The organism is Natronorubrum bangense (assembly GCF_004799645.1).
Taxonomy (GTDB): Archaea; Halobacteriota; Halobacteria; order Halobacteriales; family Natrialbaceae; genus Natronorubrum; species Natronorubrum bangense.
The window spans coordinates 2,459,482-2,484,321 of the sequence record NZ_CP031305.1 but is presented as its reverse complement, the minus strand read 5'-3'; the positions used below and the strand labels follow the sequence as shown (position 1 = coordinate 2,484,321).

Sequence of the window (24,840 nt, the reverse complement as noted above, 5' to 3'; positions counted from 1 at the left end):
GGCTCCGTTCGAGGGCGTTCCTACGCGCTCGTAATCGTGGCTGCAGTCCCGTCACCCGTCTCGTCAGAGTCGGTGTCCGGGTCTTCGTCAGCCGCCTCAGCTTCGGCTTCCGCCTCCGCTTCGAGGACGGATTCGACAGCCCCAACGATCTGATCGGCGCTCTGGACGCCGTTTTCCTCCCACTGTTTTTCGCCGTTCGTATCGACGACGATCGTCACGGGAAAGCCAACGACGTTGTACGAAGTGGCAAGTCCCGAGTCGTAGCCGATGTGCCAGTCCCCGTCGTGGGTGGTCCACCACTCGCGGAGTTCGTCTTCGGGTTTCGTTTCGGGCGTCTGGTAGGTGACCGACATGACCCGGACGGCATCACCGTACTGGTCGGCGAGCTCCTCACGGGCCGGGCCGAGTTCTTGCATCTGGGTCTGACAGCTGCCACAGCCGGTCGAAAAGAACATAATAGCCATGACCGAGTCGTCCGGCACGGTGATCGAGCCCGCCTCACTTCCCTGCGCATCGATCGTTTCGACCTCGAGTGGGTCGCCAGTGCTCTCGTCGTCGGCTGACCCCGGGCTGTTGTCCCCGAACGATGGGAGCCCGTTCCAGAGGACGGCACCGGCACCGCCGAGGACGCCAAGGCTGCCGATCCCGGCGATGAGTTCACGCCGGTTCATCGGATCACCACCGCTGCCCATCGACAGCCTGTTTCAGGCGAGTGTGGCGAGAGACGTTGCATACACGTAGCTACGTCCTCAACGCCAAAGGGTCCACTGGTTCATTTGTGGAACAGACGAACGAGTGTGGTGTCTGGACCACACAGTCCGATGTTGGGAGCGTGTCTCGAGGTGCCAACGATCAAATAGGTCTCGCCCGTGCATACCGCTATGACCGACGATCGCGACCGATGGAACGAGAAGTACAGTGGTGTCGACTTCGAACTCCCCGACGATCCGATCCCGGAACTCGAGCGGCGGCTCTCGACCCTGCCAGATGGTCGTGCGCTGGACGTTGCGACTGGCAACGGGCGAAACGCACTCTTTCTCGCCGAGCATGGCTACGACGTCGACGCGATCGACATCTCAGACGTCGCCCTCGAGCAGGCACGACACCGTGCCGGTGAGCGCGGTGTCGAGGTGGACTGGATGCGAGCGGACCTGGACGAGTTCGACTGGCCTGTCGGCGAGTATGACGTGATTACGGTGAGTTTCTTCGCTGCACTCGAGCATCTGCCGGCGCTCAAGGAGGCGCTTACACCGGGCGGTGTGCTCGTTTACGAACACCATCTTCGCTCGAGTGATCCCCTCGAGGTCGGCCCCTCGAGTGATCGGTATCGGTACCGATCGAACGACCTCCTTCGGGCGTGTCTCGACCTGACGATCCTCTCCTACGAAGAGCGACGACGGCCAGTTATCGGCGGAACCGCCGCGGTCGCGACGCTCGTAGCACGGAACTCGAGCGGTGGCGCACAGTCGTATCCGAAGCTCACGGGGCGTGAGCCGTCGCCATCCTCACAGCGGTAGCCGTTCTGCCTCCTCTGCCTCGAGTGCCGTCCGGACACCGGATACCATGTTGTTTGCTGCCGTCGGGCCGTCGTTGCGCCAGTGAACCTCGCCAGCGCCATCGATAGCCATGACGACCGGAAAGCCACGGATCTCGTAGTGGTCGTTGAGCAACCCGCGTTCGTCGATTCCGATCGTCCAACTTCCGTCGTGTTCGCGCCACCAATCGGCCAGTTCCGCCGGTGACGGTTGGGGGCCAGCGCTCCCGTCGGTGACAGAGATGACGTCGACGTCGGCTCGTCGGAGGTCGTCTCTTGTGTCACCGACAGCCGACAGCAACCCCTCGCTGGTCGGACAGCGCGTTCGGGTGAAGTTGAGCAGCATGACCCGTCCCGCCTGTGGGATCTGGACTGTCCCTGCCTCGCTTCCGGGCGCATCGACGGTCCGGATCTCGAACGGTGGGTCGCTCTCGTCGGTGTCGTCCAGCTGGTCAGCGGGCTCCGATCCATCGTCGAGACAGCCCGCCAGCACCGATATACCCGCTGTCGCAGCGAGGAGTTCACGCCGTCTCATAGCCAATCGAACGGCTGTCGTGATGTGTCCAGTGTGGACATACCACACAGCTGTTTGTGCAGTGTCAGTTCACGGGTTTTCATATCAGTTTGTACATGTTGCGTGGTAAAAAACGGATCCCTACCGGACAGTACGGTATCGTATCGCAGGGACACGATACCACGATTTCGGAGTTATGGGATGAACAGGCCCAAAACCTCGCCCTTCAGAACGGGGAGGATGTCAACAGAAGGGGCCTCCACCGAAAGCATTACGCTAACTGTTATCGTGTTCTTTGCTCCCACGATGTGCTCTTGCTCGAGCCAAAAGCTCCTGTCCATCCTCGATGAGCGTGGGCCAGTCGACACCTCATCGCTGGCGGCAGCGCTCGGAGTTCATCCACTGACGGTGCGAGCGGCGTGTCGCGAACTGCACGCGGACGGCTACGTTCGCCAGGTTTCGAGCGGCGTGTACGCGATCACTGCGGCCGGCAAAGCACATCTCTCGACGGGCTCGGGATAGCGGCTCCTGACGCCAGTCGTCGGATCATACGGACTGCTGTCGTCACGTCCCGCCGATCACCGACCCGCCGCTGGTGTTCGGCGGTACATCGGTACAGCAGACCGTATCAGTCTATCGGCCTGCGTCGTTCTCGCTCGATCGTCGTTACGTAGATGCCCGTGAGGACGACCACTCCGCCGACCACCGTCACTGTGTCTGGTACCTCCTCGAGCAAGACGAGCGCGAGTAGCGTCGCGCCAACGGGTTCGCCCAGCCAGGCGACGCTGACCACGACCGACTCGAGGTGTTTCAACACCCAGTTGATGACGGTGTGGCCGAAAACGCCGGGGCCGATTGCCATTCCGAGAAAGAGCAGCCACTCACGAGCCGGGTAGGCGACGTACGCGTGGCCCTGCGTGCCGACGAGGACGAACAGCGTCAGCGCACAGGCGGTGTAGACGACGGTCACGTAGGGAAACAGCGAGACACGCTGGCGAATCGACCGGCCAGCAAGCACGTAGCCCGCGACGGTGATCGCGCCGAGCAGGGCCAGCGAGTTGCCGTACAGGGTTGCATCGGAGATGGGTGCCTGACCGGCATCACCGAGCGACATCGCGGCTGCGCCGCCGATCGCGACGGTAATCCCCACCACGGTCTCGCGGCTGATCCGTTCGCCGAGGACGAGCCCGGCTCCGAGTGCGACAAAGATGGGTTGGGACTGGACGATGGTCACACTCGCCGCGACGCTCGTATGATTGAGGCTTTCGAACCACGTGGCAAAATGAATCGCCAGCGCGACACCGGCCACGACAGCAAGGCCGAGATCACGCCGCGAGAGGCGGGCAAACTCCTCACGATACCATAGCAACGCGACAGGAGCGACGATCGCCGTCGTAAACAGCACTCGGTAGAAGGCCGCGACCGAACTCGGGGCAGTACTCCAGCGAACCAAGATCGCGCTGGTACTCGCCGCAAACACCGCACCGGCAAGGGCGACAGCCGGCGTTACCTCGAGATCGGACGCGTACACGTCACCAGCACACGATGGAGCGACTCAAACCCCTTGCGAAAGGCCTCTGTGAGACGAGTTCAGCAACAACCACCCGACGGCCCGCCTCAGAGCCGGTTGCCGCGATAGATCGACGCGATCTCGAGGTCGACGTCCTCGAGGCCGACGATGTCGTCTTCGGTGAGTTCCTCTGCATCCCACTCCTCGAGGTAGGCGACGGCGTCGTCGTGGTCAGCGAACACGCGCGGGTTGATCTCCATGGGGTCGTCGGCCGCGTCCGCGTCAGTGACGAGGACGAAGTGTGTGTCGGTCGCGTCGACGAGTTCGGTCGTCTCGTGTTCCGTGGCCCACGCCCCAGCGACCGACGAGTCAGACGAGGTTGCGACGAGGTAGGCAAACAGACACCCCGGTGTATCGAAGACAGCGCCTGTCCCGTCTTCGTGTGCGAGCTGGCTCTGCCACCGAGGGTAGTCGGTCGTCGCCATGTTACAGATGGCACAGCTGTGGGACGACTCGAACTCGATCGGATCGTCGCCCGGGTGCTCGTCAATGTTTGGATCATAGGAGATGGCAGCGGTTTCGCCGTCGACATGGTCATCGCCATCGTCACTGTCCCCGTTCAGACAGCCCGCAACACCGGCTGCTGTGCCTGCCACAAGCGTGCCAAGGAGGCCCCGCCGTCCGATGGGCCGTCCATCGAGTTTCGCCATAGCTATTCGTACTGGCCCGATCGGCAAAACGAGCGTGGTTCATACTGCCAGACAGCAGTCAGTGAACGGCCGACCGCACGCAACCAGTCGGCGCCAAAAGAGACGACGCGTGAGATACGATCGGTGCGTGAATCGTGTCCGGCAGTATCTGCTACTCGAGGCGCGCTTTCGTCATCCGATGGCGCGTCCGGAACATGGTTTCGAAGCCGAGCTTCGAGGCCGCTGTAATCCCGTCGCCGACACAGGTGACTCCCTCGAGTCCGCCACGTGGCAGTTCGTACTCGACGCGATCTTGAAGGAGCGTCTGATCGCCGTCGGCGTAAAACGAGTGTGTGTGCTCCCAGTGGTCGAACGGGCCGTGGACCATCTCATCGCGAAAGAACGCACTCCCGTCGGCTCGCTCGCGCTCCGTGATCAGTGACGTCCAGTACTGACGTGGACCGACGCCAAACGGTCGCATCGAGAGCGAGATTTCGGCTCCCTCCTCGAGCAGTTCTGGATCCAGCGTTCCATCAGGCCCGACCACCGTCTCGACGCGCAACCCCATCCAGTCCGGCGTCAATGCCTCGAGGCCACTGATCCGCGAGTGAAACTGCCAGACGTCTTCGAGCGGTGCATCGACCGTTGTCCGGCGTTCGTACGTTGCCATTACCCATCGTTACGGCGGCTGGCGTCAAAACGGGACTGCCATACACTGTCTCAGAACCCGACCTTTTGGCGATCAACGCTCTTCGATCAGGCTCACTTCAGCCGCTCTTGTAAGAACGAGGGATGCGCGGCCGTGATTCCCTCGATCTCGAGCAGCGTCTCCGAGATGATCTCGCCCAGCTCGTCGCCGTCTTCGGCGCGAACCTCTGCCATCAACATGTGATCGCCGCTGGAACTGTACAGCGCTTCGACCTCATCGAGCGCTCTGAGCGCTTTCGTCGCCTCGACGTAGCGTTCGCTTGCGACGTCGAAGCCGACCAGCGCGATCGTCTTGCTCGAGAGCTTTTTCGGATCGATATCCGCCGAGTAGCCCACGATAACGCCTTCATCTTCGAGTTGATTGATATACTTTCGAACTGTTGGTTTCGAGACATTCGCCCGGTCGGCGATCTCGGCGTAAGACGCCTGAGCATCCTCTTCGAGCACCTCGAGGATGCGATCTTCTGTCGCCTGTGTACTCATGCTACTCTCTTTTGCTCGGACGGAAAAATATCTTTTGTATACGAAAACGACCGGTAACCCGACGGAAGCGCCGGGATACGCCGGGATCAAGCGGTCTGTGCATCTGCTCGAGTCCGCACTTGCGAGACCGTCGGACTTATTCGCTCAGTGACCCCAGTTTCGGGAGAACGACATGGTTGATGCGAACATCATCAGCGGGACCGTCTGGTTGCTCTGTGGCCTCGCCATTTTGTATCTCGGCTACGTGATCGCCATCCGCGGACGCGCTGACCTCCACGCCAACTACGACGAATCGGTTGATCCGGCGTACGTCTCTCGGTGGGCTGGCGGCACCGCTTTGTTCATGGGTGTGCTCGTCGTCGCTTATGCAATCCGTGAGATGATCTACGGCTTTCACCCCTTTGCGCTCGGTGGGCTGCTCGTCTCGCTGCTCGTCTTGAGTTACCTGACGAAACTGTTCGCACGTGGTGTCGGCTACCGCGGCGAGTACGACGGCTGAGCCACTGGGCTGCGTCATCGGCCCGCCGCCCTCGAGCCGATGACATAATAGGGGTTGACTGTAATTGTTCCTGACATGCGCGTTCCCGCTCCCGACCACATTCCCCTCCGCGTCGCCGCTGCGTTGTTTCTCACCGTGGTGCTCGCCGGCTGTGTTGCCGTTCCGGACGCCGGTCCCTCACAGGCCCACCTCGAGGATCGTCTCGCAGAAACGACACCACCGGACGAGCTCTCAGCAACCGTCGAAATCAACGAAACGATCGACGGGGAGACGAGCCAGCGTACCGAAACGGTCTGGCTCCGTGCGGACGGCACCAGTCGAATCGAGACCACCGAAAACGGCAGCGAACTGGTCATCGTTAGCGACGGCACCGACCGATACGTCCACGACCTCGAGCGCGACGCCATCCGCAGCTACGAGCGCGATCCGGACGCCTCGTTTCTCGAGGGGCTCTCCGCCCAGCCCGAACGATATCTCGACGCCTACGACGTGACCGCTCTCGAGGAGGTGCAGTTCGACGGTCAGGACGCTTATCGCGTCGAGTTCGAGCCACCAGCGAACGAAACGATCGAGCGCTCAGTTGGCGTTCAGGTCGCCCAGACGGAGTACGTCTTCCCACTCGAGACAACCGAAGCCGACCCCGACGAGCGAAGCGCCGACCGAGTCGAACTCTGGCTCGAGCAGGAGACGCTGTTCCCCGTCAAACACACTATCGCCGGCGACGGCATCGAACTGACGACGACGTATCGAAATCTGTCGATCGACGGGGGCCTCGCAGACGACCTGTTCGAGCCACCAACAGTCGCCGATGACGACGATGCCGACGAAACCGGGTTCGCTTTCCCTACGATCGAGCAGTACGACACGGTCGCCGACGCCGAGACGGCCGCCCCGTTCGCGGTCGCCGAGCCGTCAGCCGACGCGCTGCCGGCTGCCGTTGCCTTCGACGGCGCAAGCAGCTACGAGTTCCACGACGAGGACCGCAGACAGGTGTCGCTCTTCTATCCCAACGGAGATGGCGAGTCAGTGACGGTCACCACGAGCGACGGCCCTCGAGCGTTCGCGACCGACGGCGACTCGATCAGCGTCGGTGAGGTGGCGGGCACGCTCGAGACCACTGAACAAGGGACGGAACTCCAGTGGTCGTGTGACGGGCTGTACTACTCGGTGTTCGTCAGCGACGCTATCGGCGACACAGACGTTGCGCTTGCAGTCGGCGAGTCGCTGAGCCTCGAGTGTTGAGTCCGGTATCCCTAGTAGGCTGACTGGACGGACATTCCCGCTTGCGCTCGAGGATAGTGCGGAACCGAAGGTTCCGCCGACCGTACGAACGGCGAAGCCGTGAGCAGAAAGCGACTCCGCACTACCGGTTAATTGAAATCCACAATAGACGAGCGGAGTTGCCTGCTGAGTATAGAGGGTTGTCGTCAGCACGCCGCTCTTGATAGACAGTGAATGGGAGTGGCTCCATGAGTAGCAGGTCGCTATAGTAACAACGGAAACGGGTTACACACCCATCGAACTGGCCGCGGTTCTCGCTCACGTCGTTCGCTCACGGGTCGTTCCTCCCCGTTCGCTATCCGCGGTTCTCACTCACTTCGTTCGCTCACGGGTCGTTCCTCCCCGTTCGCTATCCGCGGTTCTCACTCACTTCGTTCGCTCACGGGTCGTTCCTCCCCGTTCGCTATCCGCGGTTCTCACTCACTTCGTTCGCTCACGGGTCGTTCCTCCCCGTTCGCTATCCGCGGTTCTCACTCACTTCGTTCGCTCACGGGTCGTTCCTCCCCGTTCGCTATCCGCGGTTCTCACTCACTTCGTTCGCTCCGAACCGCGCACGCTCCGAACCGCGCACGCTCCGAACCGCGCACGCTCCGAACCGCGCACGCTCCGAACCGCGCACGCTCCGAACCGCGCACGCTCCGAACCGCGCACGCTCCGAACCGCGCTCCCGTCGTGCGGTGGGGTGTGTAATGACGGTCAGCGGCTACTATACTCTTGGAAATGCTCGTGATTCGGACCCCGGAAAAACGTGTGGTGTCGCTGAACCTTCCCGTCTCGCGTTCAGGCCGACGCCGCGTTGTCCGCCGGCGGTTCACTCGAGTCGCCGCGCTCGACGTACTCCGACACGCCGAGTAGCGCGATCGCCCAGAGTAGCACTGCGAGCGCGCCGACGGTGCCGAGGCTCGAACCCTGTTCGCCGCCGGGGAATGCGAGCGAACTGGCGGCAAAGAGAAGCGCCAGTGCGCCGGCAGCGTAGAGCGGGATCCGCCATCCAGTCGGCTTCAGTGCGCCGAGCAGGCCGAACAGACCGATCGAGACCAGTCCGAACAGCATGAACTCGTAGTGGCCCATAGTGACGTGCTCGTCGGCCAGCGTGGTGTGGTTGACGAACTCGGTGACGGCGAGCGCCGCGAATCCGATCGCGCCGACGCCCGCGACGGCGAGGACGCGGCGGTCGGCTCCCTCGAGTCGGGGCAGGAGTTCGCCACGGGCAGGGTGCAACAGGGCGATCAGCACGACCGGAACGAGGAACACCAGTATCTCACCGGCGGCCATGAGTCCCGACGCGATCACAGTGAGTACGAACGCAGCGACGGCGAACGCGAGTGCCGCCTGCAACGCCCCGACGCGCTTCGACGGCCGGTACAACTGCACGGCGACCGTCGCCACGAACACCGCCAGGGTACCGCCGATCATGACGTGATGGACGCGATGGATGGGGAAGGCGTAGCCGCCAAGCCACGCGGTGACGACCATCGCCATCGCCTCCCGTAAGGCGAACAGGAGGAACGCCACGAATGCGACCGTCAAAAGGTAAAACGCAGGTTTTCGGACACGGGATGTCCCGTGGCCCGCTCTGCTGCGAATCTGGCTGCCGACGCGGCCGGCCCTCGAGGACGTGCTCATCGGCGGCCCTCGGGGAAGGTGGGTAGAAACTGTACGATTTGGCTGTAGATCACGCTCGATTGCATGGGTGTAGGCATACCGACGCTATGCAAGATAATGAATAAATTCGGCGGTTTCTCTGATTATCCGGAAAAACGGATCGAGAGTCTCTCTCTGTGGGGTTCCAAGGACTCGAGCAGGGTAGCGAAGCCGTCGACCAGTTCAGACCCATCACTGATTGCTGCTGACACTACTGTGGTCGGCTCGCTCGTGGCCGGCGACACGGCCTGTCCCTGCGTCGGGTTGAGGGTAAGTGCTTGCGTTCGGAAGGTTTCGACCAGTTGCTGAACGACAGTCATCGAGACCGTCTCGCACTTCACCGCTCCTGTAACATACTTCGGGGCGGACCCCGAGGTATTCTCCGGTACTGCGATCAAGTATCCTGGTCGCACCCTCGTCTGTACTTACCGTGTAACGAGCAGTTTCCGTTCGGGCAACTCTTCGGCGCAGTTGTGACTACGTACTCGCTCAAGCAGTCCACATCGCGAAAAATGGAACCGTCCAGTGAGGGTACTGCCGACCGTTACTTGTGACGGTCGAGCAGGTCGTAGCTGCGCTCCCACTCGGCGTCGTCGTCGAAGTAGCGCTCAGCGAGTGGCTGGTCGGGCAGTTCGCCGATGGCCTTCTTCTCTTCGGTGTAGGACGGGCGGTCCTCGTCGACGTAGTACCGGCCGGTCAGGACGGTGCCCTCGTTGAGGACGTCCTCGGTCTCGCGCATCATCTCAGCGGCCTCACGACGGTCCGTAATGTCGAAGTCGTAGTCGTCAGACTCCTGTACGTCGATGTACGGAACGTACTCTCGTGCGTCCTTGTTCCAGGTTGGACACTGGGTCAGGAAGTCGACGTGGGCGAAGCCGTCGTGTTCGATGGCTTCCTTGATGATCTCTTTGGCCTGGTTCGGGTTGACCGCGGCGGTGCGGGCGACGTAGCTCGCACCGGCGTTCAGCGACATCGACAGTGGACGAAGCGGCGTCTTCGCGCTGCCGGATGGCTGGGTCTTCGACTTGTGGCCTTTCGGGCTCGTTGGCGAGGTCTGGCCCTTCGTCAGGCCGAAGATCTCGTTGTTGAACACGATGTAGGTCATGTCGTGGTTCTCACGGGCCGTGTGGATCCAGTGGTTGCCACCGATGCCATACCCGTCACCGTCACCGCCAGCGGCGATGACCTCGAGTTCGGGGTTGGCGAGTTTGGCGGCACGGGCCACGGGCAGCGAACGGCCGTGGATGGTGTGGAACCCGTACGTGTCGAGATAGCTGTTCAACTTGCCCGAACAGCCGATCCCGGTCACCGTCAGCACTTCCTCTGGCGTCTTGCCGACTTCCGGGAGGGCCTGCTTCAGCGACTTCAGGACGCCGAAGTCACCACAGCCCGGACACCAGGTCGGCTGTGGTTCGACACCGGGGGTGAACTCGTCCCGGTCGATCTCTCGCTCCTCTCCGATTGCGTTGAATGCACTCATGGTTAGTCACCTGCTGCGGGTTCGATTCGGACCTGTGCAGTCGGTTCACGCTCCTCTTCGGCGACGTTGACCTCGTAGCCCTCGACGACCTCGGCAGGTTCGAACGGGTTGCCGTTGTACTTGAGGAGGCTGGTCAGTTTCTCGCCGAAGCGACCGAGTTCCTTCTGGATGAGGCCGCGGAACTGGGCAGTCGCGTTCATCTCGACGACCATCGCCTCGTCGACGCTCTCCAAGAACTCGGTCATCTCGGCCTCTGGGAACGGCATCATGTCGGAGACGGTGATGCCTTTGACCGAGTGGCCGTCATCGTTCAGGCGCTCGACGGCCTCGGCAACGGCACCGTGGCTCGAGCCCCACGTGATGATGCCGTAGTCGGCCGTCTCGTCGCCGTAGTAGGTCTGGTTCGAGGGGTGTTCCTCGTCGAGTTCCTCGCGGATGGAGTCGAGTTTCTCGATACGGCGCGTCATCTGGTAGACCCGGTTGTCCGCATCTTCGCTGATGTGGCCAACGGGCGAGTGTTCGTTCCCGGTCGCGAGGTAGCGCCCGCCTTTCTGGCCGGGCAGCGACCGTTTGCTCACGTTCTTCTCGTTGTCATCGTAGCCGAAGCGTTCGAACTTGCCGGAAGCGTCGTGGGCTGCCTCGAGGAGCTCGTCCTCGGTCAGCGTCGTGCCCAGTCCGGGTTCGGGCTCGCGGTCGAAGAACTCGACGTCGACGTTCGTGTTCTCGCCGGAGAGCTTCTGGTCGTAGATGATGATCGTCGGGATCTGGTACTCCCAGGCGATGTCGAAGGCGAGTCGTGTCTGCTCGTAGGCCTCCTCGATGGTGCCGGGTGCGAAGACGACGCGTGAGGAGTCTCCCTGGCTCGTGTAGAGCACGAACTCGAGGTCGCCCTGTTCGGGCTTGGTCGGCATCCCGGTCGAGGGACCGGCACGCATCGACTCAACGAGCACGAGCGGCGTCTCGGTCATCTCGGCGAGGCCGAGCGGCTCGGACATCAGCGCGAAGCCACCGCCGGAGGAGCCGGACATGGCCTTGACGCCAGCGTGGCTGGCACCGACGGCCAGTGCGGCGGCCGCGATCTCGTCTTCGACCTGTTCGGAGATCCCGCCCATGTCGGGGAAGTTCTGGCTGAGGATGGTGAAGACGTCCGTCCACGGCGTCATCGGGTAGCCGGAGATGAACCGACAGCCGCCGTCGATCGCACCGTAGGCGATCGCGTTCGAGCCCGACAGCAGCGCCTGCTCGGTCTCGTGGGAGCCTTCGGGGGCACGCAGCTCGTGCTCGAAGTCGTACTCCTCGAGGGTCATCTCGTAGGCTTCGTGGAGAATCTCGAGGTTCGACTCGAGGATGTCCTCGCTCATCGCGTCCGACATCAGATTCTCGATGTGCTCGAGATCCATATCGAGCAGCGCGGCCGTGACACCGACCCCAGCGGTGTTACGCATGACTTCTCGGCCGTGTTCTTTGGCGAGGCCACGAAGGTCGACCGGGAAGACGTGCCAGTTGTTTTCCTCGGCACGTTCCTCGAGGTTGATCGCCTCGACGTCGTCCTCGCTGATGAGGCCCTCGTCGTAGACGATGATCCCGCCCTCTCGGAGTTCGTCGAGGTTCTCCGAGAGTGGCTTGATCTCTTCGTTGCCGTAGTAGGCCTCTTCCTGCGGGTTGCGGGCGAAGGAGTCGCCCAGCGAGAGCAGGAAGTTGTAGCCGTCCCCGCGTGACTGTACCTCGTGGTCTGCGGCCCGAATCTCGACGTACGTGTGGCCACCGCGGATCCGCGACGGATAGTGGCGGTGAGTAAAGATGTCGAGCCCCGAGCGCATCAGCGCTTTTGCGAAGTTCTGGCTCGTCGAGTCGATTCCGTCTCCGGAACCGCCTGCGATTCGCCAGATGAGTTCGTCGTCGCTCATAGGTAAATCAGTGGCCTGTGGGCCAACCGTACCGGAATTTTGCCCTACTGAACCTAAAGCCTTTGCTATACATTACCATATATCTATCGTGAAGAATGAACAATCATCCAGTACCCAGCACGACTGTGTGAACCTTATGGAAAGATCATGCGAAACTATGCGTATTCGATAACCGAGTGTCGAGTCCATACTGGCCACTTCGACCAGCGCCGCCAGGACTGTCTCGCGACCACGGAGCTACCGGCACGCTTTATGTGATTGTTATGGTATGGTATTTCATGGCTTATATCGTCAGGATGCCAAAGCTGGGATTGGAGATGGAGCGAGGCGAACTGCTCGAGTGGCGGATCGACGCGGGTGCAACCGTCGAGGAGGGCGAGGTAATCGCGGAAGTCGAATCCGAAAAGAGCATCGCCGAGGTCGAGGCTCGAGAGAACGGCGTCCTCAGAGAGACGTATCTCGAGGAGGGTGGGACGGTCCCACCCGGCACGCCGATCGGAATCGTCGCGCCCGAAGACGCTGATATTGCCGACCTCGAGGCGGAGGCGTCGTCTGATATCGAGGAGGCGACCGGCGAGACAGCGGCCGAGGAGCCAGCAGCCGACGAATCGGCGGCCGAAAGCGCCGACAGCGGTCCAGCGAGCGAGACGGCAGCCGCGACGGACACGGCCGACAGCGAGGTGCAGGCCTCGCCACGGGCTCGCGAGCGCGCCGCTGAACTCGAGGTCGACCTCTCGACCGTCGAGGGGACGGGGTATCAGGGCTCGATCACCGAAGACGACGTCGAGGCGGCCGCCGAATCAGGTGGGGCCGCCGAAGCGGACGTCAACGCCTCCCCGCGGGCACGCAAGCGCGCCGACGAACTCGGCGTCGATCTGACGACCGTCGAGGGGACGGGGTATCAGGGGTCGATCACTGAAGACGACGTGGAAGATGCGGCCGGCAGCGGCGATCGAACGCCGGTCGACACACGCCCCTTCAGCGGGATGCGCCAGACCATCGCCGCCCGCCTCGGCGAGAGCTATCGGGAAGCCGTGCACGTCACAGTCCACCGCAAGGCCGACGCCGAGGCGCTGTTCGACGCCACCGACGCCGCGGACGACGCCCTCGAGACCGATGTCTCGATTCAGGATCTGCTCGTGCTCGCCATCTCGGCGACGCTCGAGGACCATCCCGAATTCAACGCGACGTTCGAGGACGAGGTCCACACGCTCTGGGCGGAACACAACGTCGGTCTCGCCGTCGACGTCGAACACGGGCTGATCGCACCCGTGTTGCGTGACGTGGGGAGCAAGTCACTCGCAACGATCGCCGACGAACGGCGCGACCTCGTTGGATCGGCCCTCGAGGGCGAGTACACGATGGACGACCTCCAGGGTGGGACGTTTACCGTGACGAACCTCGGCGTCCTCGGCGTCGAGTCGTTCGACCCGGTCATCAACCCGCCGCAGGTCGCCATCCTCGGCGTCAACGCGATTTCGGAGGTCCCCACACGTGGGTCGAACGACGAGGTGGAGTGGCGACGACAGCTTCCGCTCGATCTCTCTTTCGACCACCGCATCGTCGACGGGGCTGACGCCGCCCGCTTCCTTGAGAGCCTCGTCGAACACCTCGAGGAGCCATGGGCGCTGCTGCCCGATGAAATCAGCGCCGGGGCCGGCACAGAAGCGGGCGCGCCAACGGAGATGCCCGAGCGCACGGTCACGGCACGCAACCCCGACGGCATGGCCGGGACGATCGAAGCCGGCTCGTTCGAGTGGGGCTACGACGAGCCCGAGGAGGCCGGCGGCACCGAAACGGGGCCGACGCCGGTCGACGTCTTCCTCGGCTCGCTCGCTGCGTGTCTCTCACTGAGCATCCGGTTCCAGGCCGGCAAGCGCGACACGCCGATCGGCGCGATCGACGTCACGACGACGGCTGAGCCAGAACACGGCGGTGTCGAACAGCTTGAAGCGACGGTTCAACTCGAGTCCGATGCCGACGACGACACCCTTGATCGACTCATTGATCTCGGCGAACGGGGCTGTCACGTCTCACAGCTGGTTCGAGACGATCTCGAGGTCGAAATCAGCTGGGAACGGGTCTGACGCCGTCGTCCGCTCACTCGGGATAGGTCATCTCCGGTTCGGGAATCGAATCGACGTTGGCCGCGGTCTCGAAGATCGTCCCATTGAGTTCGTCGGCGGTGTCGAAGTACCAGTACTCGACGCCGTCGAAGTTCCCGCTCTGGATCACGGGCATGCCGGCGTCTTCGAACGTCTCGACGACGGCGTGTGGGTCCTCGAACGCGAAACAGGCGACGTGGTGGAGCCCCTCGCCATGCTCGTCGAGGTGTTCGGTGTAGATGCTCGGCCCCTCGAGCGGCTCGATGAGCTCGAGCATCGTCTCGCCGAGCTGGGCCAGCGCCAACCGCATCGAGTACTCGTGGGACTCCCCACGGAAGGTGCGGTCAGTCAACGCCGGCGGCTCGAACCGGTACACCTGCCACGGGCCGACCCCGAGCAGCCCCTCGAAACGGTCCATCCCATCCTCGAGATCTTCGACGACAAACGCGACCTGTGAGAGCTCCGGGATCTCGACGTCTAACTGTGGTATGGAATTGCCAACCATAGTTGGCTGTCCACACCGGGTAAAATAGTGTTTTCAGTACTCTCGAGTGAGTGAACCGTTCTATCAGCGATCAGTCCTCAGTCGACTGCAGCCGACCGGCGTGCTCGAGTGCGCCGTCCTCGACACCGGCCGAAAGCGTTGCATCGACGTCGACGAGTCGCGGGCCGTCGGGGACGGGCGTGAGTTCGACCGTCGTCTCGGTGAGTTCGAGTTCGCGCTCGCCGTCGGCCCCGACGACGCCGTCGGGAACGTCGAACTCGGCGGGCTCGTTCCACTCGAGGCGCTCGAGTGACTCGATGCCGACGGTCGCAGTGACGCCCGGAGCGAGCACTGCACGGACGGTCCGCGCGGCGCCGTCTGGATCGGTCAACCGAACGGCGACACCGCCCGGTTCGGTCGGCTCAAGGCACTCGACGGCCCCTGCGATGGCGGCGAGCCCGATATCGCCTGGGTGGGCCCTCGAGACGACGCCACCGCGAAGATCACTGGGATCGAGCAGCGCCCGCGTTCCGATGAACGACTGTGTGGACACCTCGGCGGCCGCGAGCGCCGAGAGCCGTTGTGTACCGCCTGCGGTCTCCGCGCGGGCCTCGATCATCCCGTGGCGCGTGGTCGCGTCGGCCGCCGGGACCGCACCCGTCGCGAGTAGTGCCGCAGCGACGCCCGCGACGGTGCCGTCGACGGCCGTCGGCACGACGTTGTTCGTTCCGGTCGAGACGGCGACGACGGGCACGTCACCGATCTCGCAGGCGACATCGCGAGTCGTTCCGTCACCGCCGAGCGCGACGACGACGTCGACATCATCCTCGCGAAACCGGGTGGCTGCCCGGCGTGTGTCGGCTGCGGTGCTCTCGACGAGCATCTCGAGTGTCTCGACAGTGAGGTCGTCGGGAGCCTCCTCGAGGACGTGGTCGGAGATTCCTCGTCTGTCGGGCATAACCAGCGCGTCCGGCGGCTCGGAAACCGCTGTCAGCCCCTCGAGGACACAGGTCGCAACCCGACGCTTCGCGTAGTTGTCGACGACGCTCGCGCCACCGGTGAGCCGCCGGATGTCGCGGCCCGCAGCGGGGTTGACGATCAGTCCGACGCGGCTCACGATGGCTATGTCACCCGCCGGATCGCCTCACGGACGTCGTCGCCGCTGGGCAGGACTTCCTGCTCGAGTGGTGGACTGAACGGGATGTGCGTGTCGGGCGTGCCGACGCGCTGAATCGGCGCATCGAGGCTGAAGAAGGCCTCCTCCTGGACGCGGGCGACGATTTCGGCGTGAGTGCCGTAGGACAGCGGGCTCTCGTCGGCGACGATGAGTCGGCCGGTCTTTTTTACGCTCTCGACGATGGTGTCGATGTCGAGCGGGTACAGCGACCGTGGATCGATCACTTCGACGCTCGTGTCGTCAGCCATGTTTTCGGCCGTCTCGAGCGACTCGCCGACGAGCCGTTGGGTCGCGACGACGGTGACGTCCTCACCCTCGCGTTCGATGGCGGCCTCGCCGATCGGGATGGTGAAGTCCTCGTCGGTCGGCACCGCGCCTCGTTGCTCGTAGATCATCTTATTTTCGAAGACGAAGACGGGGTCGTCCGAGCGGATGGCGGCTTTCGTCAGGCCCTTTGCCGAGGCCGCAGTGCCGGGGGCGACGGCTTTCAGGCCGGGGAAGTGAGCGATCCAGGAGTGGACCGTCCCCGAGTGCTGGCTCGCTGCACCCATGCCGCCGCCTTCGGTGGTGCGGACGGTGACCGGCATCTCCGCTTTGCCGCCGAACATATACCGCATCTTCGCCATCTGGTTCATAATCTGTTCCATCGCAACGCCGGCGAAGTCCGAGAACATGAGTTCGACGACCGGCCGCGTGCCGGTTGCCGCCGCACCCGTCGCTGCCCCCATGAAGCCGGCTTCGCTGATCGGCGTGTCCTTGATCCGCTCCGAGCCGAAATCCTCGTAGAGATCGCCCGTGACCTCGAGCACGCCGCCGAAGACGCCGATGTCCTCGCCGATGAGGAAAACGTCCTCGTCGCGCTCGAGTTCCTCGCGCATCGCCTGTCGGATCGCTTCTCTGACGGTCAGTTCCTCGGTTTCAGTCTCGAGTTCGGATTCTACCTGTGCAGTCATTATCGGTCACCTCCTGGCCGGCCGCCGTCCGTGCGGGCGGCGCTGGCAAAGCGTTCGATCTCCGGTGGCATTTCCGCGAACATGTCTTCGTAGGCCTCGTGCGGTTCTGGCGCTGGAGCGTCCTGGGCGAACTCGATCGCGGCATCGATTTCGGCCTCGATGTCGGCCTGCAACTCGTCGAACTCCTCGCCGGTGAGTTCGCCGCGGTCGATCAGTCGATCTCTGAACGACTCTATCGGGTCGCGCTCTTGCCAGCGTTCGATCTCCGCGTCGTCGCGGTACGGTTCTTCGTCGCCTTCGTAGTGGCCGCGGTAGCGGTAGGTCTCGGCCTCGACGATCGTCGGCCCGTCGCCCGCTCTGGCGCGGTCTCGAGCCTCCGAGACGGCTTCGGCGACGGCGGTAATATCCATCCCGTCGACGGTCAGCCCGGGAATGTCGTAGGCCTGAGCCGTGTCGCTCAGGTTGTCGAGATTGTGCTGGTCCTCGACTGGCGTCCCCTCGCCGTAGTGGTTGTTCTCGATGACGAAGACGGCGGGCAGGTCCCACGTCGCCGCGATGTTGATCGCTTCGTGGACCTGCCCCTGGGCGACGGCGCCGTCGCCGAGGAAGCCGACCGCGATCTGGTCGCGGTCCTGATAGTCGATCGACAACGCCGCGCCGGTCGCCATCGGTGGCCCCGCGCCGACGATGCCGTTCGCACCGAGCATCCCGGCGTCGACGTCCGCGATGTGCATCGAGCCACCCTTGCCGTTACAGTAGCCGTCGGCCTTGCCGTAGAGTTCGGCCATCATATACTTCGGATCGAGCCCTTTCGCGATACAGTGGCCGTGTCCCCGGTGAGTGCTCGCGATGTAGTCGTCCGGATCGAGCGCGGCGCAGGTGCCGACTCCGACCGCCTCCTCACCGATATACAGGTGGACGAACCCCGGTATCTCGCCGTCTGCGAATCGATCCCCCGCCTCCTCGTCGAACGCCCGGATAGTTACCATCCGTCGTAGCGCCTCGAGTCGGCCCTCCTGGCTTGCTAAGTCGAAATCGGCCATGGTGCATAATACCGTACCACAATCCCTAATATAAATGCTAGCAATTACCACACCATGGTACAACGGGATTGTGTCTCCGTTCGGAACGTTCGTCGTGAAAATGAGCGACCGGGAGGAGAGAACTGAAGCACGTGGTCACTCGAGAAGCCTAACAGAGCCGCGACACGGACACGGTACGACAGCTGTCAGGTCATCGACCCGTCTGTGTGTCGTGTTAGTACGGCCGTTCACTCGTTTCGCGGGTTGCTCGGATGGTAGTCCGTGTCGTACGTGCCGGGCTGGCCGTCGACGCGGTCGGGGTTAAGTCGACCCGACAGCAGCATGAAGTCGACGAGGGTGAGCGCGAGCATCGCCTCGACGACGGGAACGCCACGTGGCGGGAGCACGGGATCGTGGCGACCGATGACTTTCTCCTCTTTGAGTTCGCCCGTCTCCCAGTCGGCCGTCTGCTGGCTCTTTGGGATCGATGTGGGTGCATGGAGCGTGACTTCGCCGTAGATCGGCTCGCCGCTCGAGATACCGCCCTGAATGCCGCCGTGGTCGTTCTCGACCGGGACGGGGTTGCCCTCGTCGTCGAACTCCCAGTCGTCGTTTCGCTCCTTCCCGGTCCACTCGGCAGCCTCAGTGCCGATGCCGAACTCGAACGCCGTCGTCGCCGGGACGGCCATCATGGCCTGCCCGAGTCGTGCGGAGAGCGAGTCAAAACGTGGCGCGCCGAGTCCCACAGGAACACCCCGTGCTTCGAACTCGATGCTGCCGCCGATGGAGTCGCCTTCCTCCTGATAGTCGGCGATCAGGTTCTGCATCTTCTCGGCCGATTCGGGATGGGCACACCGGACGTCGTTTTCTTCCGAGTGCTCGAGCATCTCCTCGAAGCTCACGTCGGGCGCCTCGATATCACCGATCTGGTTGACGTGGGCCTTGAGTTGGATCCCCTCTCGCTCGAGGAGTTTCTTCGCGACCGCGCCCGCAGCGACCCAGTTGACCGTCTCTCGAGCCGAGGAGCGGCCGCCGCCGCCCCAGTTTCGCGTGCCGAACTTGGCCGAGTACGTGAAGTCGCCGTGGCTCGGTCGCGGCGCGGTGATGAAAGGTTCGTACTTGCCCGAGCGGGCGTCTTTGTTCTGGATGACCAGTCCGATCGGCGTCCCCGTCGTGTAGCCGTCCTGAATCCCCGATTTGATCGAGACGTCGTCGGGCTCGCCGCGGCTGGTCGTGATCATCGACTGGCCCGGCTTACGCCGATCGAGGTCTTTCTGAATGTCTTCTTCTGTCAACTCGAGGCCGGCGGGACAGCCCGAGATTGTACAGCCCATCGCCTCCCCGTGGCTCTCGCCGAACGTGGTCACCTGGAAGAGGCGACCGAAGCGGTTGCCGTTCATTACGGCACTCTCAGTGACGGGGACACTTAGCGGTGCAGGATTCATACTGTCGGACACCACGGCACACACTCGAGCGCCCACGGACACTTCCCACACCGGCACTGGCCTGCCCAACGTCCTTTATCCTGATCCCTGTCTGACGGGATACACTATGAATCGTCGATCGTTGCTCGCTGCCGTCGGTGTCTCGAGTGTCGCTGCCGCGTTCGCGGGCTGTCTCTCCCTCAGCGAGTCGTCGGACGAACAGGACGCCGAGAGCGCCGCCGACGGAGCGGGTGACGACCGAACTGACGACGATCGGGAGTCAGAGAACACTGGCGACGGGACGACCGTCGAACCGCCGTCGGACCCGGACGACCCGGTCGGCCGCTCGGTCATCGGCTCGCAGTCAAGCGACGACCCACCCCATCGCATCCGACTCTGGAATCTGGATGACGAGCGCCACGCCGTCAGCCTCGAGGTCGACTCCGCTGACGGCTCGATCTCCACCGGCGGCTCTTATGACCTCGCCCCCGAGGCCCACGTCGCCGTCTTCCTCCACGGGCGAAACGAGTTCGACGTGACCGTCACCGTCGACGACACGGCCGTCGACGCCCCCGACATCGAAGCCACGTCGTTCGACGACCCCTGCCCGGCGACAGAGCTGTTCGTCCTCGAGGACGGCTTTGAGGCGACAACCGAATCCGAGGCCGACCACTGTTAGCAGCTATTGGTAATACGACCTCTTTATTTATATTAACGTGTGAAAATAACAAAAGTTCAGGAACCATAGTTATCAATCAAGAATCGCCTCTTATCAGTCAGACAGTTCTTTGAACCGCCACCCGGCATAGGCGACTAATCCGCCCCCGATGAGAAAGAGGAGGGCTCTGACTTGAGCGAGGCTGCCATCGCCCGTCCAGTGCGAGCTGCCCCTTGTTCGCGTCTGGTAATAGTATTCTCCGTCGTGCTCGAGTACCTCATTTCGTTCGAACGTTTCAACCGTCTCACTGTAGACGGTGACCGATCCGGTTGTAACGGCTTCGCGGACTTCTTCCGGTCGTTCATCGGAAGGGACGGCGATTTCTTCGACGGCTTCCATCGCAGTAACTTCTTCTAGCGTTAGCACGGTTTCGTTATCCTCCACTCCCCGCTCCGGAACGTACGTTCCGTTCGCGGTTCGTACGACGGAGTACCACGGCGAATCGTCTCCGTACACTGGAACGTCGGATTCCACGGAACCGTCCTCAAGAATCTGCTGCTCTAACACACACGGTCGGTCACTCGGACATCCCAGCACCTCTTCGGAGAGACCTAGCGCTTGGGAGGCCATCGTTTCGTTTTCTATCGGCGTAACGTGATACGTCCTCTCCCACTCACCCCCGCCGTTCGGATACAAATAAAACGGATTAAAGACCAACCCGATACCAAGGAGAGCAATGCCGAAGACTACAACGAACTGAAACCTATTCACATCGACCATAATATGGGTTGGTTTAATAGTAAAATAAGCTTTAACACTCAGTTGACACACGTACTTATCGAATCGCGACTCGAGCGAACGGAAGAGTCAGGACTGGCGCTCGAGCGAACACCCGAGTTCCTCGAGCAGGTCGAAGAAGCCGGGGAACGAGACATCGACGTGGTCAGCGCCTTCGACGGTGGTCTCGCCGTCGGCGACCAGCCCCGCGAGCGCGAGCGCCATGATGATCCGGTGGTCGGCCCGGCCGGAGACGGTCGCGCCCTCGAGGGTCGACTCGCTGCCGTGGATCGTCAGCGAATCGTGCTCCTCGGTCGTCGCGACGCCCATTGTGCCCAACTCCTCGGCCATCGCGCTCACGCGATCAGTCTCCTTGTAGCGGACGTGTTCGGCGTTCGTGATGTGGGTGTCGCCGTCGGCGACGGCCCCGAGGGTTGCGATCGTCGGCAGCAGATCCGGCGTGTCCTCGACGGAGACTTCGATCCCCGACAGTGAGGCACTCGAGACGTCGATCGTTCCCGCCTCGCGGTCCCAGTCGACGTCGGCCCCCATCCGGTCGACGATGTCGACGATCGCTGTATCACCCTGTGCGCTTGGGTTGGCACCCTCGATGCGGATCCCGTCCTCGCTGGCGATCGCCCCCGCGGCGAGCGGGTAGGAGATCGACGAGAAGTCGCCGGGAACGGCGTACTCGCCGCCCACCGGATCGTATGACTGGCCGCCCTCGACCGAGAACCCGTCGGCCGTCTGGTGTGCGTCGACGCCGAAGGCCTCGAGCACCTCGAGCGTGATGTCGACGTACGGCGCGGACTTGAGTTCGGTCTCGAGGACGACGTCGATTCCGTCGTCGGTGGCGGCGCCGGCCATCAACAGGGCAGTGATGTACTGCGAGGAGACGTCGCCTGGAATCGCGACCTCGCCGCCGGCGATGGGGCCGGTGACGACCAGCGGGGCCTGGCCGTTCCCGCGCGTGCTTTTCGCCTCGCCACCGAGGTCGGCGACCGCCTCGAGCAGCGGGCCCTGTGGACGCGAGCGCAGCGACTCGTCGCCAGTGAGGACGGTGGTGCCGTCGGCGAGGGCGGCGGCGGCCGTGACCAGCCGCATCGTCGTCCCGCTGTTGTCGCAGTTGATGACGTCCGCGGGGACGTCAGGCTGGCCGTCGAAGCCCTCAATTTCGAGCGTGCCGTCGTCGGCCCGCGAAACGGCCCCACCGAAGAGATCGACGGCCCGCGCGGTCGCCTGCGTGTCGGCACTCCAGAGCGCGTCGCGGACTGTCGTCTGGCCCGCATACCCTGCGGCGAGGATCGCTCGGTGGGTGTAGCTCTTCGATGGCGGTGCCTGTGCCGTACCCTGCAGGCTCGAGGGCGTGATCGTGACGTTCATGCTCTGTCTGTGGGATGGGCCTGCCTTACCGGTACCGATCCGCACACTCGCTGCGGGCCGGTCGGGTGCTTACGGACAGCCGATCGAAGCCGCGATCTCGAGCAACGGTGTGTCGTCGGTCAGACTCGAGACCTCGTAGTTCAGCTCCTCACAGACCCAGAAGACGCTCTGGATTCGTCCGTCTCGACGATAGGCCGTTCGGCCGTCGATCTCGGTCTCCTCGAGGGCGTCCGGATTGAACCGCTGGACGTTACGAACGACGACGAACAGTTCGCGAGCGATCACGTTCGGGTCGTTGTACCACAGCGTCGTGGTCGTCCCGAACCCCTCGCCTTTTGTGACGACGGTGATTCGGTCGAGCACGTAGGAGTCCGGCACATCCGGCTCCGGCAGGCTGTACGGAAGGATCTCCTCGGCAGCCACACGGGTCTCGAAGACCCCCTCCGGTTCTGGGCCGTCGGTGACGACGGTCGCGTCCGCCGGCGGCTCGTAGGTGAACGTTTCCGGATCGAGTCCCGTATCGATCGCTAACTCCTCGTAGGTGACGGCAACGCGGTGGCGCGTCTCGCCGTCGTCGCTGATCGTGTTTTCCTCCTTGATCGGATACCGATACTCGTCGTCAATCCAGATGGTCCGGGAGACGTCGAGTTCCTCGAGATCCCCCGTCGCTCGCAGCGGCACGACGAACGTCGTGTCCCCCACGACGAGGTCGATCGTCGGCCCGATATCGTCGACCGGCGGCTTCGTTTCGATAATATGTGCGTCGCGTCCATCGACAGTCGCCGTACCCTCATATCCCAGCCGGTTGTTCTCGAGTAATGCCTCGAGGACGAGCCGCGTTCGATCGGTGTCGACCTTGTTCGGGTGATACTGTTTGTCGACCGTTTCAGTCTCGGGATTGTACTCCCACGTTTCCGCGCGATTCGTCACCGTGATCGATCCACCCGAGACGCTCGGATCGGTCGACTCGAGCACCTCGATTCGCTGTTTGGCCGGCGGCTGCCGTGCGACGGCCTCCGTCCGCTCGGTTGTCTCGTCGGGCGTTTCGACCGTCATCGTCCGACGGGCTGTGAGGTCAGTCATCCGCTTTCGTGTCTCGATTGCGTCCTGAACGAGTTCGTCGCTGCTGGGTGAGTCATCGCCATCGGCAGTGTAGCTCACACAGCCAGCCAGTGCAGCCACGGCCCCTGCTGCGAGGACCCGTCGACGGTTCATGTACGCCAGATAATCGCATTTGTTGATAAGAATATGGGTTTGAATCGAACCATGGTGTCCGCCCTCGAACTGGGCTCTGTGACCGACGACAGCGAACAGTATATGTGGCCGCCCGTTAGACACCCGCCCATGAACGTAGACGTCGACCTCTCGTCGCTGCGCGAGTATCTCGAGGCCGAAGCCATCGACGGATACTGTATCGACGCCGACGGGACCGACTCGGACCAGCGGTACGTCTCCGGCTTCACCGCACCGGATCCCTACCAGACGCTCGTCACGGCCGAGGGCGTCCACCTGCTCGTCTCCGGTCTTGAGTACGGTCGTGCGAAGGCAGACGCGAGCGCCGACTCGGTGACGCGCCGGTCGGCCTACGACTACCAGCAACTCGTCGCCGACCACGGCCCCTACGAAGGGAAATGTCGCATGCTCGTGGCGTTCTGTGCCGACCACGGCGTCGACTCGCTCGCCGTCCCGCGATCGTTCCCGACGGGAACCGCGGACGGGTTGCGAGCACAGGGCCTCGAGGTCACGGTCGAACCCGAGGGGATCATCGAAGGCGTTCGGGCGACGAAAACCGAGTGGGAACGCGAGCAGATCCAGGCGAGCCAGCGTGCCAACGAGGCCGCAATGGCGACCGCCGAGGCACTGATCGCGACTGCCGACATCGAGGACGGCGTGCTCGTCCACGACGGCGAGCCACTCACCAGTGAACGTGTCAAGACCGAAATCGAGGTGACACTGCTTCGCCAGGGCTGTGGCCTCGACGACACCATCGTCGCCTGCGGCGCCGACGGCGCAGACCCACACAACCGAGGGAGTGGGCCGCTCGAGGCTGACGAACTGATCGTCGTCGACATCTTCCCGCGGGACAAAGAGACGGGCTACTTCGCGGATATGACCCGCACCTTCGCCCGCGGCGACCCGGGCGAGGAGGCCCGACGACGGTATGAGGTGACCAAAGCGGCTTACGAGGCCGCCCTCGAGGCCGTCGAGGCGGGTGTCACCGGCGCAGATGTCCACGACGTCGCCTGTGATGTGATCGAAGACGCCGGCTACGACACCCTGCGGAGCGATCCCAGCGCCGAGACCGGCTTTATCCACGGCACGGGCCACGGCGTCGGCCTCGATATCCACGAGGCACCGAGCGTCTCGCCCGCTGGAGGGGAACTCAAAGTCGGCCACGTGATCACGATCGAACCCGGCCTCTACGACCCCGACGTTGGCGGTGTCCGGATCGAGGATCTGGTCGTCGTCACCGAGGACGGCTACGAGAACCTGACCGACTACCGCGTGGGCCTCGAGCCAACTGCCGAGTAGCGCGGGCCTCGAGCCAACTGCCGAGTACGAAGCGGGTTCGACGTTGACTGCTGCGGTGGCGCGCGCTGGACCACGG

General features: G+C 63.3%; 23 protein-coding genes. 6 read left to right on the top strand and 17 right to left on the bottom strand.

All coding sequences use genetic code 11. The features are described 5' to 3' along the window. Positions 1-20: 20 nt before the first annotated feature. Positions 21-671 carry a TlpA family protein disulfide reductase gene (locus DV706_RS12405; protein WP_049889600.1) on the bottom strand — a complete coding sequence of 217 codons (651 nt, stop codon included), beginning with the start codon at positions 669-671 and terminating at the stop codon, positions 21-23. A 210-nt stretch (positions 672-881) separates the two neighbouring features. On the opposite strand from DV706_RS12405, the gene DV706_RS12400 reads away from it, so the two are divergent. Further along, on the top strand, positions 882-1,517 hold the full coding sequence (locus tag DV706_RS12400; protein WP_006064419.1) for a class I SAM-dependent methyltransferase: 636 nt from the start codon (positions 882-884) through the stop codon (positions 1,515-1,517). On the opposite strand, the gene DV706_RS12395 is transcribed toward DV706_RS12400, so the two are convergent. The 5 genes from DV706_RS12395 to lrpA1 form a co-directional block, all read right to left on the bottom strand. After that, positions 1,506-2,069, bottom strand: coding sequence for a TlpA family protein disulfide reductase (locus DV706_RS12395; protein WP_006064418.1), 564 nt, complete (start codon positions 2,067-2,069; stop codon positions 1,506-1,508). The two genes, DV706_RS12400 and DV706_RS12395, sit on opposite strands and share 12 nt — an antisense overlap. A gap of 607 nt (positions 2,070-2,676) precedes the next feature. Further along, positions 2,677-3,579: a DMT family transporter gene (locus DV706_RS12385; protein ID WP_006064417.1), complete on the bottom strand. Its 903-nt coding sequence runs from the start codon at positions 3,577-3,579 to the stop codon at positions 2,677-2,679. Positions 3,580-3,665: 86 nt separating this feature from the next. Beyond that, the gene (locus DV706_RS12380) at positions 3,666-4,268 is read right to left on the bottom strand and encodes a nitrous oxide reductase accessory protein NosL (protein WP_006064416.1); all 603 of its coding nucleotides are present in this window, start codon (positions 4,266-4,268) and stop codon (positions 3,666-3,668) included. Positions 4,269-4,419: 151 nt separating this feature from the next. After that, positions 4,420-4,917, bottom strand: a complete 498-nt coding sequence (locus DV706_RS12375; protein ID WP_006064415.1) for an SRPBCC family protein — start codon at positions 4,915-4,917, stop codon at positions 4,420-4,422. A gap of 92 nt (positions 4,918-5,009) precedes the next feature. Continuing rightward, on the bottom strand, positions 5,010-5,438 hold the full coding sequence (lrpA1, locus tag DV706_RS12370; RefSeq protein ID WP_006064414.1) for an HTH-type transcriptional regulator LrpA1: 429 nt from the start codon (positions 5,436-5,438) through the stop codon (positions 5,010-5,012). 172 nt (positions 5,439-5,610) lie between these two features. Between lrpA1 and DV706_RS12365 the strand changes: the two genes are divergently transcribed. Continuing rightward, positions 5,611-5,937 (top strand): hypothetical protein, encoded by a 327-nt coding sequence (locus DV706_RS12365; RefSeq protein ID WP_006064413.1) that lies wholly within the window; start codon positions 5,611-5,613, stop codon positions 5,935-5,937. Positions 5,938-6,012: 75 nt separating this feature from the next. Continuing rightward, entirely contained in the window at positions 6,013-7,179 is a 1,167-nt protein-coding gene (locus DV706_RS12360) for a LolA family protein (RefSeq protein WP_006064412.1), read from the top strand. A gap of 819 nt (positions 7,180-7,998) precedes the next feature. Here the strand turns inward: DV706_RS12360 and DV706_RS21775 are convergent. The 3 genes from DV706_RS21775 to DV706_RS12340 all read right to left on the bottom strand — a co-directional run bounded on the left by DV706_RS21775 (position 7,999) and on the right by DV706_RS12340 (position 12,249). Continuing rightward, the gene (locus tag DV706_RS21775) at positions 7,999-8,844 is read right to left on the bottom strand and encodes a hypothetical protein (protein WP_049889593.1); all 846 of its coding nucleotides are present in this window, start codon (positions 8,842-8,844) and stop codon (positions 7,999-8,001) included. Positions 8,845-9,406: 562 nt separating this feature from the next. Next, complete coding sequence (locus DV706_RS12345) at positions 9,407-10,342, bottom strand: thiamine pyrophosphate-dependent enzyme (RefSeq protein ID WP_006064409.1); 936 nt, start codon at positions 10,340-10,342, stop codon at positions 9,407-9,409. A 2-nt stretch (positions 10,343-10,344) separates the two neighbouring features. Further along, a complete protein-coding gene (locus tag DV706_RS12340) occupies positions 10,345-12,249 on the bottom strand; it encodes a 2-oxoacid:acceptor oxidoreductase subunit alpha (RefSeq protein WP_006064408.1) in 1,905 nt (634 codons plus the stop codon). A 278-nt stretch (positions 12,250-12,527) separates the two neighbouring features. Here DV706_RS12340 and DV706_RS12335 point away from each other — a divergent pair, with 278 nt between their 5' ends. After that, positions 12,528-14,336, top strand: a complete 1,809-nt coding sequence (locus tag DV706_RS12335; protein ID WP_083901989.1) for a 2-oxo acid dehydrogenase subunit E2 — start codon at positions 12,528-12,530, stop codon at positions 14,334-14,336. 13 nt (positions 14,337-14,349) lie between these two features. Here DV706_RS12335 and DV706_RS12330 read toward each other — a convergent pair whose 3' ends face one another. The 5 genes from DV706_RS12330 to aroC all read right to left on the bottom strand — a co-directional run bounded on the left by DV706_RS12330 (position 14,350) and on the right by aroC (position 19,390). Further along, the gene (locus DV706_RS12330) at positions 14,350-14,859 is read right to left on the bottom strand and encodes a VOC family protein (protein WP_006064406.1); all 510 of its coding nucleotides are present in this window, start codon (positions 14,857-14,859) and stop codon (positions 14,350-14,352) included. 70 nt (positions 14,860-14,929) lie between these two features. Further along, positions 14,930-15,955 (bottom strand): NAD(+)/NADH kinase, encoded by a 1,026-nt coding sequence (locus DV706_RS12325; RefSeq protein ID WP_006064405.1) that lies wholly within the window; start codon positions 15,953-15,955, stop codon positions 14,930-14,932. Positions 15,956-15,960: 5 nt separating this feature from the next. Further along, positions 15,961-16,968 (bottom strand): alpha-ketoacid dehydrogenase subunit beta, encoded by a 1,008-nt coding sequence (locus tag DV706_RS12320; RefSeq protein WP_136350869.1) that lies wholly within the window; start codon positions 16,966-16,968, stop codon positions 15,961-15,963. Beyond that, positions 16,968-18,011 (bottom strand): thiamine pyrophosphate-dependent dehydrogenase E1 component subunit alpha, encoded by a 1,044-nt coding sequence (locus DV706_RS12315; RefSeq protein WP_006064404.1) that lies wholly within the window; start codon positions 18,009-18,011, stop codon positions 16,968-16,970. Before DV706_RS12315 ends, DV706_RS12320 begins: the two co-directional genes overlap by 1 nt. A 227-nt stretch (positions 18,012-18,238) precedes the next feature. Then, positions 18,239-19,390, bottom strand: a complete 1,152-nt coding sequence (gene aroC, locus DV706_RS12310) for a chorismate synthase (RefSeq protein WP_006064403.1) — start codon at positions 19,388-19,390, stop codon at positions 18,239-18,241. Positions 19,391-19,541: 151 nt separating this feature from the next. Here aroC and DV706_RS12305 point away from each other — a divergent pair, with 151 nt between their 5' ends. Further along, a complete protein-coding gene (locus DV706_RS12305; protein ID WP_006064402.1) occupies positions 19,542-20,093 on the top strand; it encodes a hypothetical protein in 552 nt (183 codons plus the stop codon). A gap of 93 nt (positions 20,094-20,186) precedes the next feature. Here the strand turns inward: DV706_RS12305 and DV706_RS12300 are convergent, their stop codons facing one another. The 3 genes from DV706_RS12300 to DV706_RS12290 form a co-directional block, all read right to left on the bottom strand. After that, the gene (locus DV706_RS12300; protein ID WP_049889591.1) at positions 20,187-20,852 is read right to left on the bottom strand and encodes a hypothetical protein; all 666 of its coding nucleotides are present in this window, start codon (positions 20,850-20,852) and stop codon (positions 20,187-20,189) included. Between the two features lie 87 nt (positions 20,853-20,939). Then, positions 20,940-22,232 carry a 3-phosphoshikimate 1-carboxyvinyltransferase gene (gene aroA, locus DV706_RS12295; RefSeq protein WP_006064400.1) on the bottom strand — a complete coding sequence of 431 codons (1,293 nt, stop codon included), beginning with the start codon at positions 22,230-22,232 and terminating at the stop codon, positions 20,940-20,942. A 69-nt stretch (positions 22,233-22,301) separates the two neighbouring features. Next, entirely contained in the window at positions 22,302-23,447 is a 1,146-nt protein-coding gene (locus tag DV706_RS12290) for a LolA family protein (protein ID WP_006064399.1), read from the bottom strand. A 129-nt stretch (positions 23,448-23,576) separates the two neighbouring features. On the opposite strand from DV706_RS12290, the gene DV706_RS12285 reads away from it, so the two are divergent. After that, positions 23,577-24,764: a M24 family metallopeptidase gene (locus tag DV706_RS12285; RefSeq protein WP_049889598.1), complete on the top strand. Its 1,188-nt coding sequence runs from the start codon at positions 23,577-23,579 to the stop codon at positions 24,762-24,764. Positions 24,765-24,840 lie beyond the last annotated feature (76 nt).

Excerpts from the sequence above, each read along its gene's own strand:
- aroC (WP_006064403.1), bottom strand. The coding sequence starts at position 19,390 with ATGAACGGCAACCGCTTCGGTCGCCTCTTCCAGGTGACCACGTTCGGC.
- DV706_RS21775 (WP_049889593.1), bottom strand. The coding sequence starts at position 8,844 with ATGAGCACGTCCTCGAGGGCCGGCCGCGTCGGCAGCCAGATTCGCAGC.
- DV706_RS12365 (WP_006064413.1), top strand. The coding sequence starts at position 5,611 with ATGGTTGATGCGAACATCATCAGCGGGACCGTCTGGTTGCTCTGTGGC.
- DV706_RS12400 (WP_006064419.1), top strand. The coding sequence starts at position 882 with ATGACCGACGATCGCGACCGATGGAACGAGAAGTACAGTGGTGTCGAC.
- DV706_RS12330 (WP_006064406.1), bottom strand. The coding sequence starts at position 14,859 with ATGGTTGGCAATTCCATACCACAGTTAGACGTCGAGATCCCGGAGCTC.
- DV706_RS12340 (WP_006064408.1), bottom strand. The coding sequence starts at position 12,249 with ATGAGCGACGACGAACTCATCTGGCGAATCGCAGGCGGTTCCGGAGAC.
- aroA (WP_006064400.1), bottom strand. The coding sequence starts at position 22,232 with ATGAACGTCACGATCACGCCCTCGAGCCTGCAGGGTACGGCACAGGCA.
- DV706_RS12380 (WP_006064416.1), bottom strand. The coding sequence starts at position 4,268 with ATGGCGAAACTCGATGGACGGCCCATCGGACGGCGGGGCCTCCTTGGC.
- DV706_RS12335 (WP_083901989.1), top strand. The coding sequence starts at position 12,528 with ATGGCTTATATCGTCAGGATGCCAAAGCTGGGATTGGAGATGGAGCGA.
- DV706_RS12345 (WP_006064409.1), bottom strand. The coding sequence starts at position 10,342 with ATGAGTGCATTCAACGCAATCGGAGAGGAGCGAGAGATCGACCGGGAC.
- DV706_RS12405 (WP_049889600.1), bottom strand. The coding sequence starts at position 671 with ATGAACCGGCGTGAACTCATCGCCGGGATCGGCAGCCTTGGCGTCCTC.
- DV706_RS12375 (WP_006064415.1), bottom strand. The coding sequence starts at position 4,917 with ATGGCAACGTACGAACGCCGGACAACGGTCGATGCACCGCTCGAAGAC.
- DV706_RS12305 (WP_006064402.1), top strand. The coding sequence starts at position 19,542 with ATGAATCGTCGATCGTTGCTCGCTGCCGTCGGTGTCTCGAGTGTCGCT.
- DV706_RS12395 (WP_006064418.1), bottom strand. The coding sequence starts at position 2,069 with ATGAGACGGCGTGAACTCCTCGCTGCGACAGCGGGTATATCGGTGCTG.
- lrpA1 (WP_006064414.1), bottom strand. The coding sequence starts at position 5,438 with ATGAGTACACAGGCGACAGAAGATCGCATCCTCGAGGTGCTCGAAGAG.
- DV706_RS12320 (WP_136350869.1), bottom strand. The coding sequence starts at position 16,968 with ATGACTGCACAGGTAGAATCCGAACTCGAGACTGAAACCGAGGAACTG.
- DV706_RS12290 (WP_006064399.1), bottom strand. The coding sequence starts at position 23,447 with ATGAACCGTCGACGGGTCCTCGCAGCAGGGGCCGTGGCTGCACTGGCT.
- DV706_RS12360 (WP_006064412.1), top strand. The coding sequence starts at position 6,013 with ATGCGCGTTCCCGCTCCCGACCACATTCCCCTCCGCGTCGCCGCTGCG.
- DV706_RS12285 (WP_049889598.1), top strand. The coding sequence starts at position 23,577 with ATGAACGTAGACGTCGACCTCTCGTCGCTGCGCGAGTATCTCGAGGCC.
- DV706_RS12315 (WP_006064404.1), bottom strand. The coding sequence starts at position 18,011 with ATGGCCGATTTCGACTTAGCAAGCCAGGAGGGCCGACTCGAGGCGCTA.
- DV706_RS12300 (WP_049889591.1), bottom strand. The coding sequence starts at position 20,852 with ATGGTCGATGTGAATAGGTTTCAGTTCGTTGTAGTCTTCGGCATTGCT.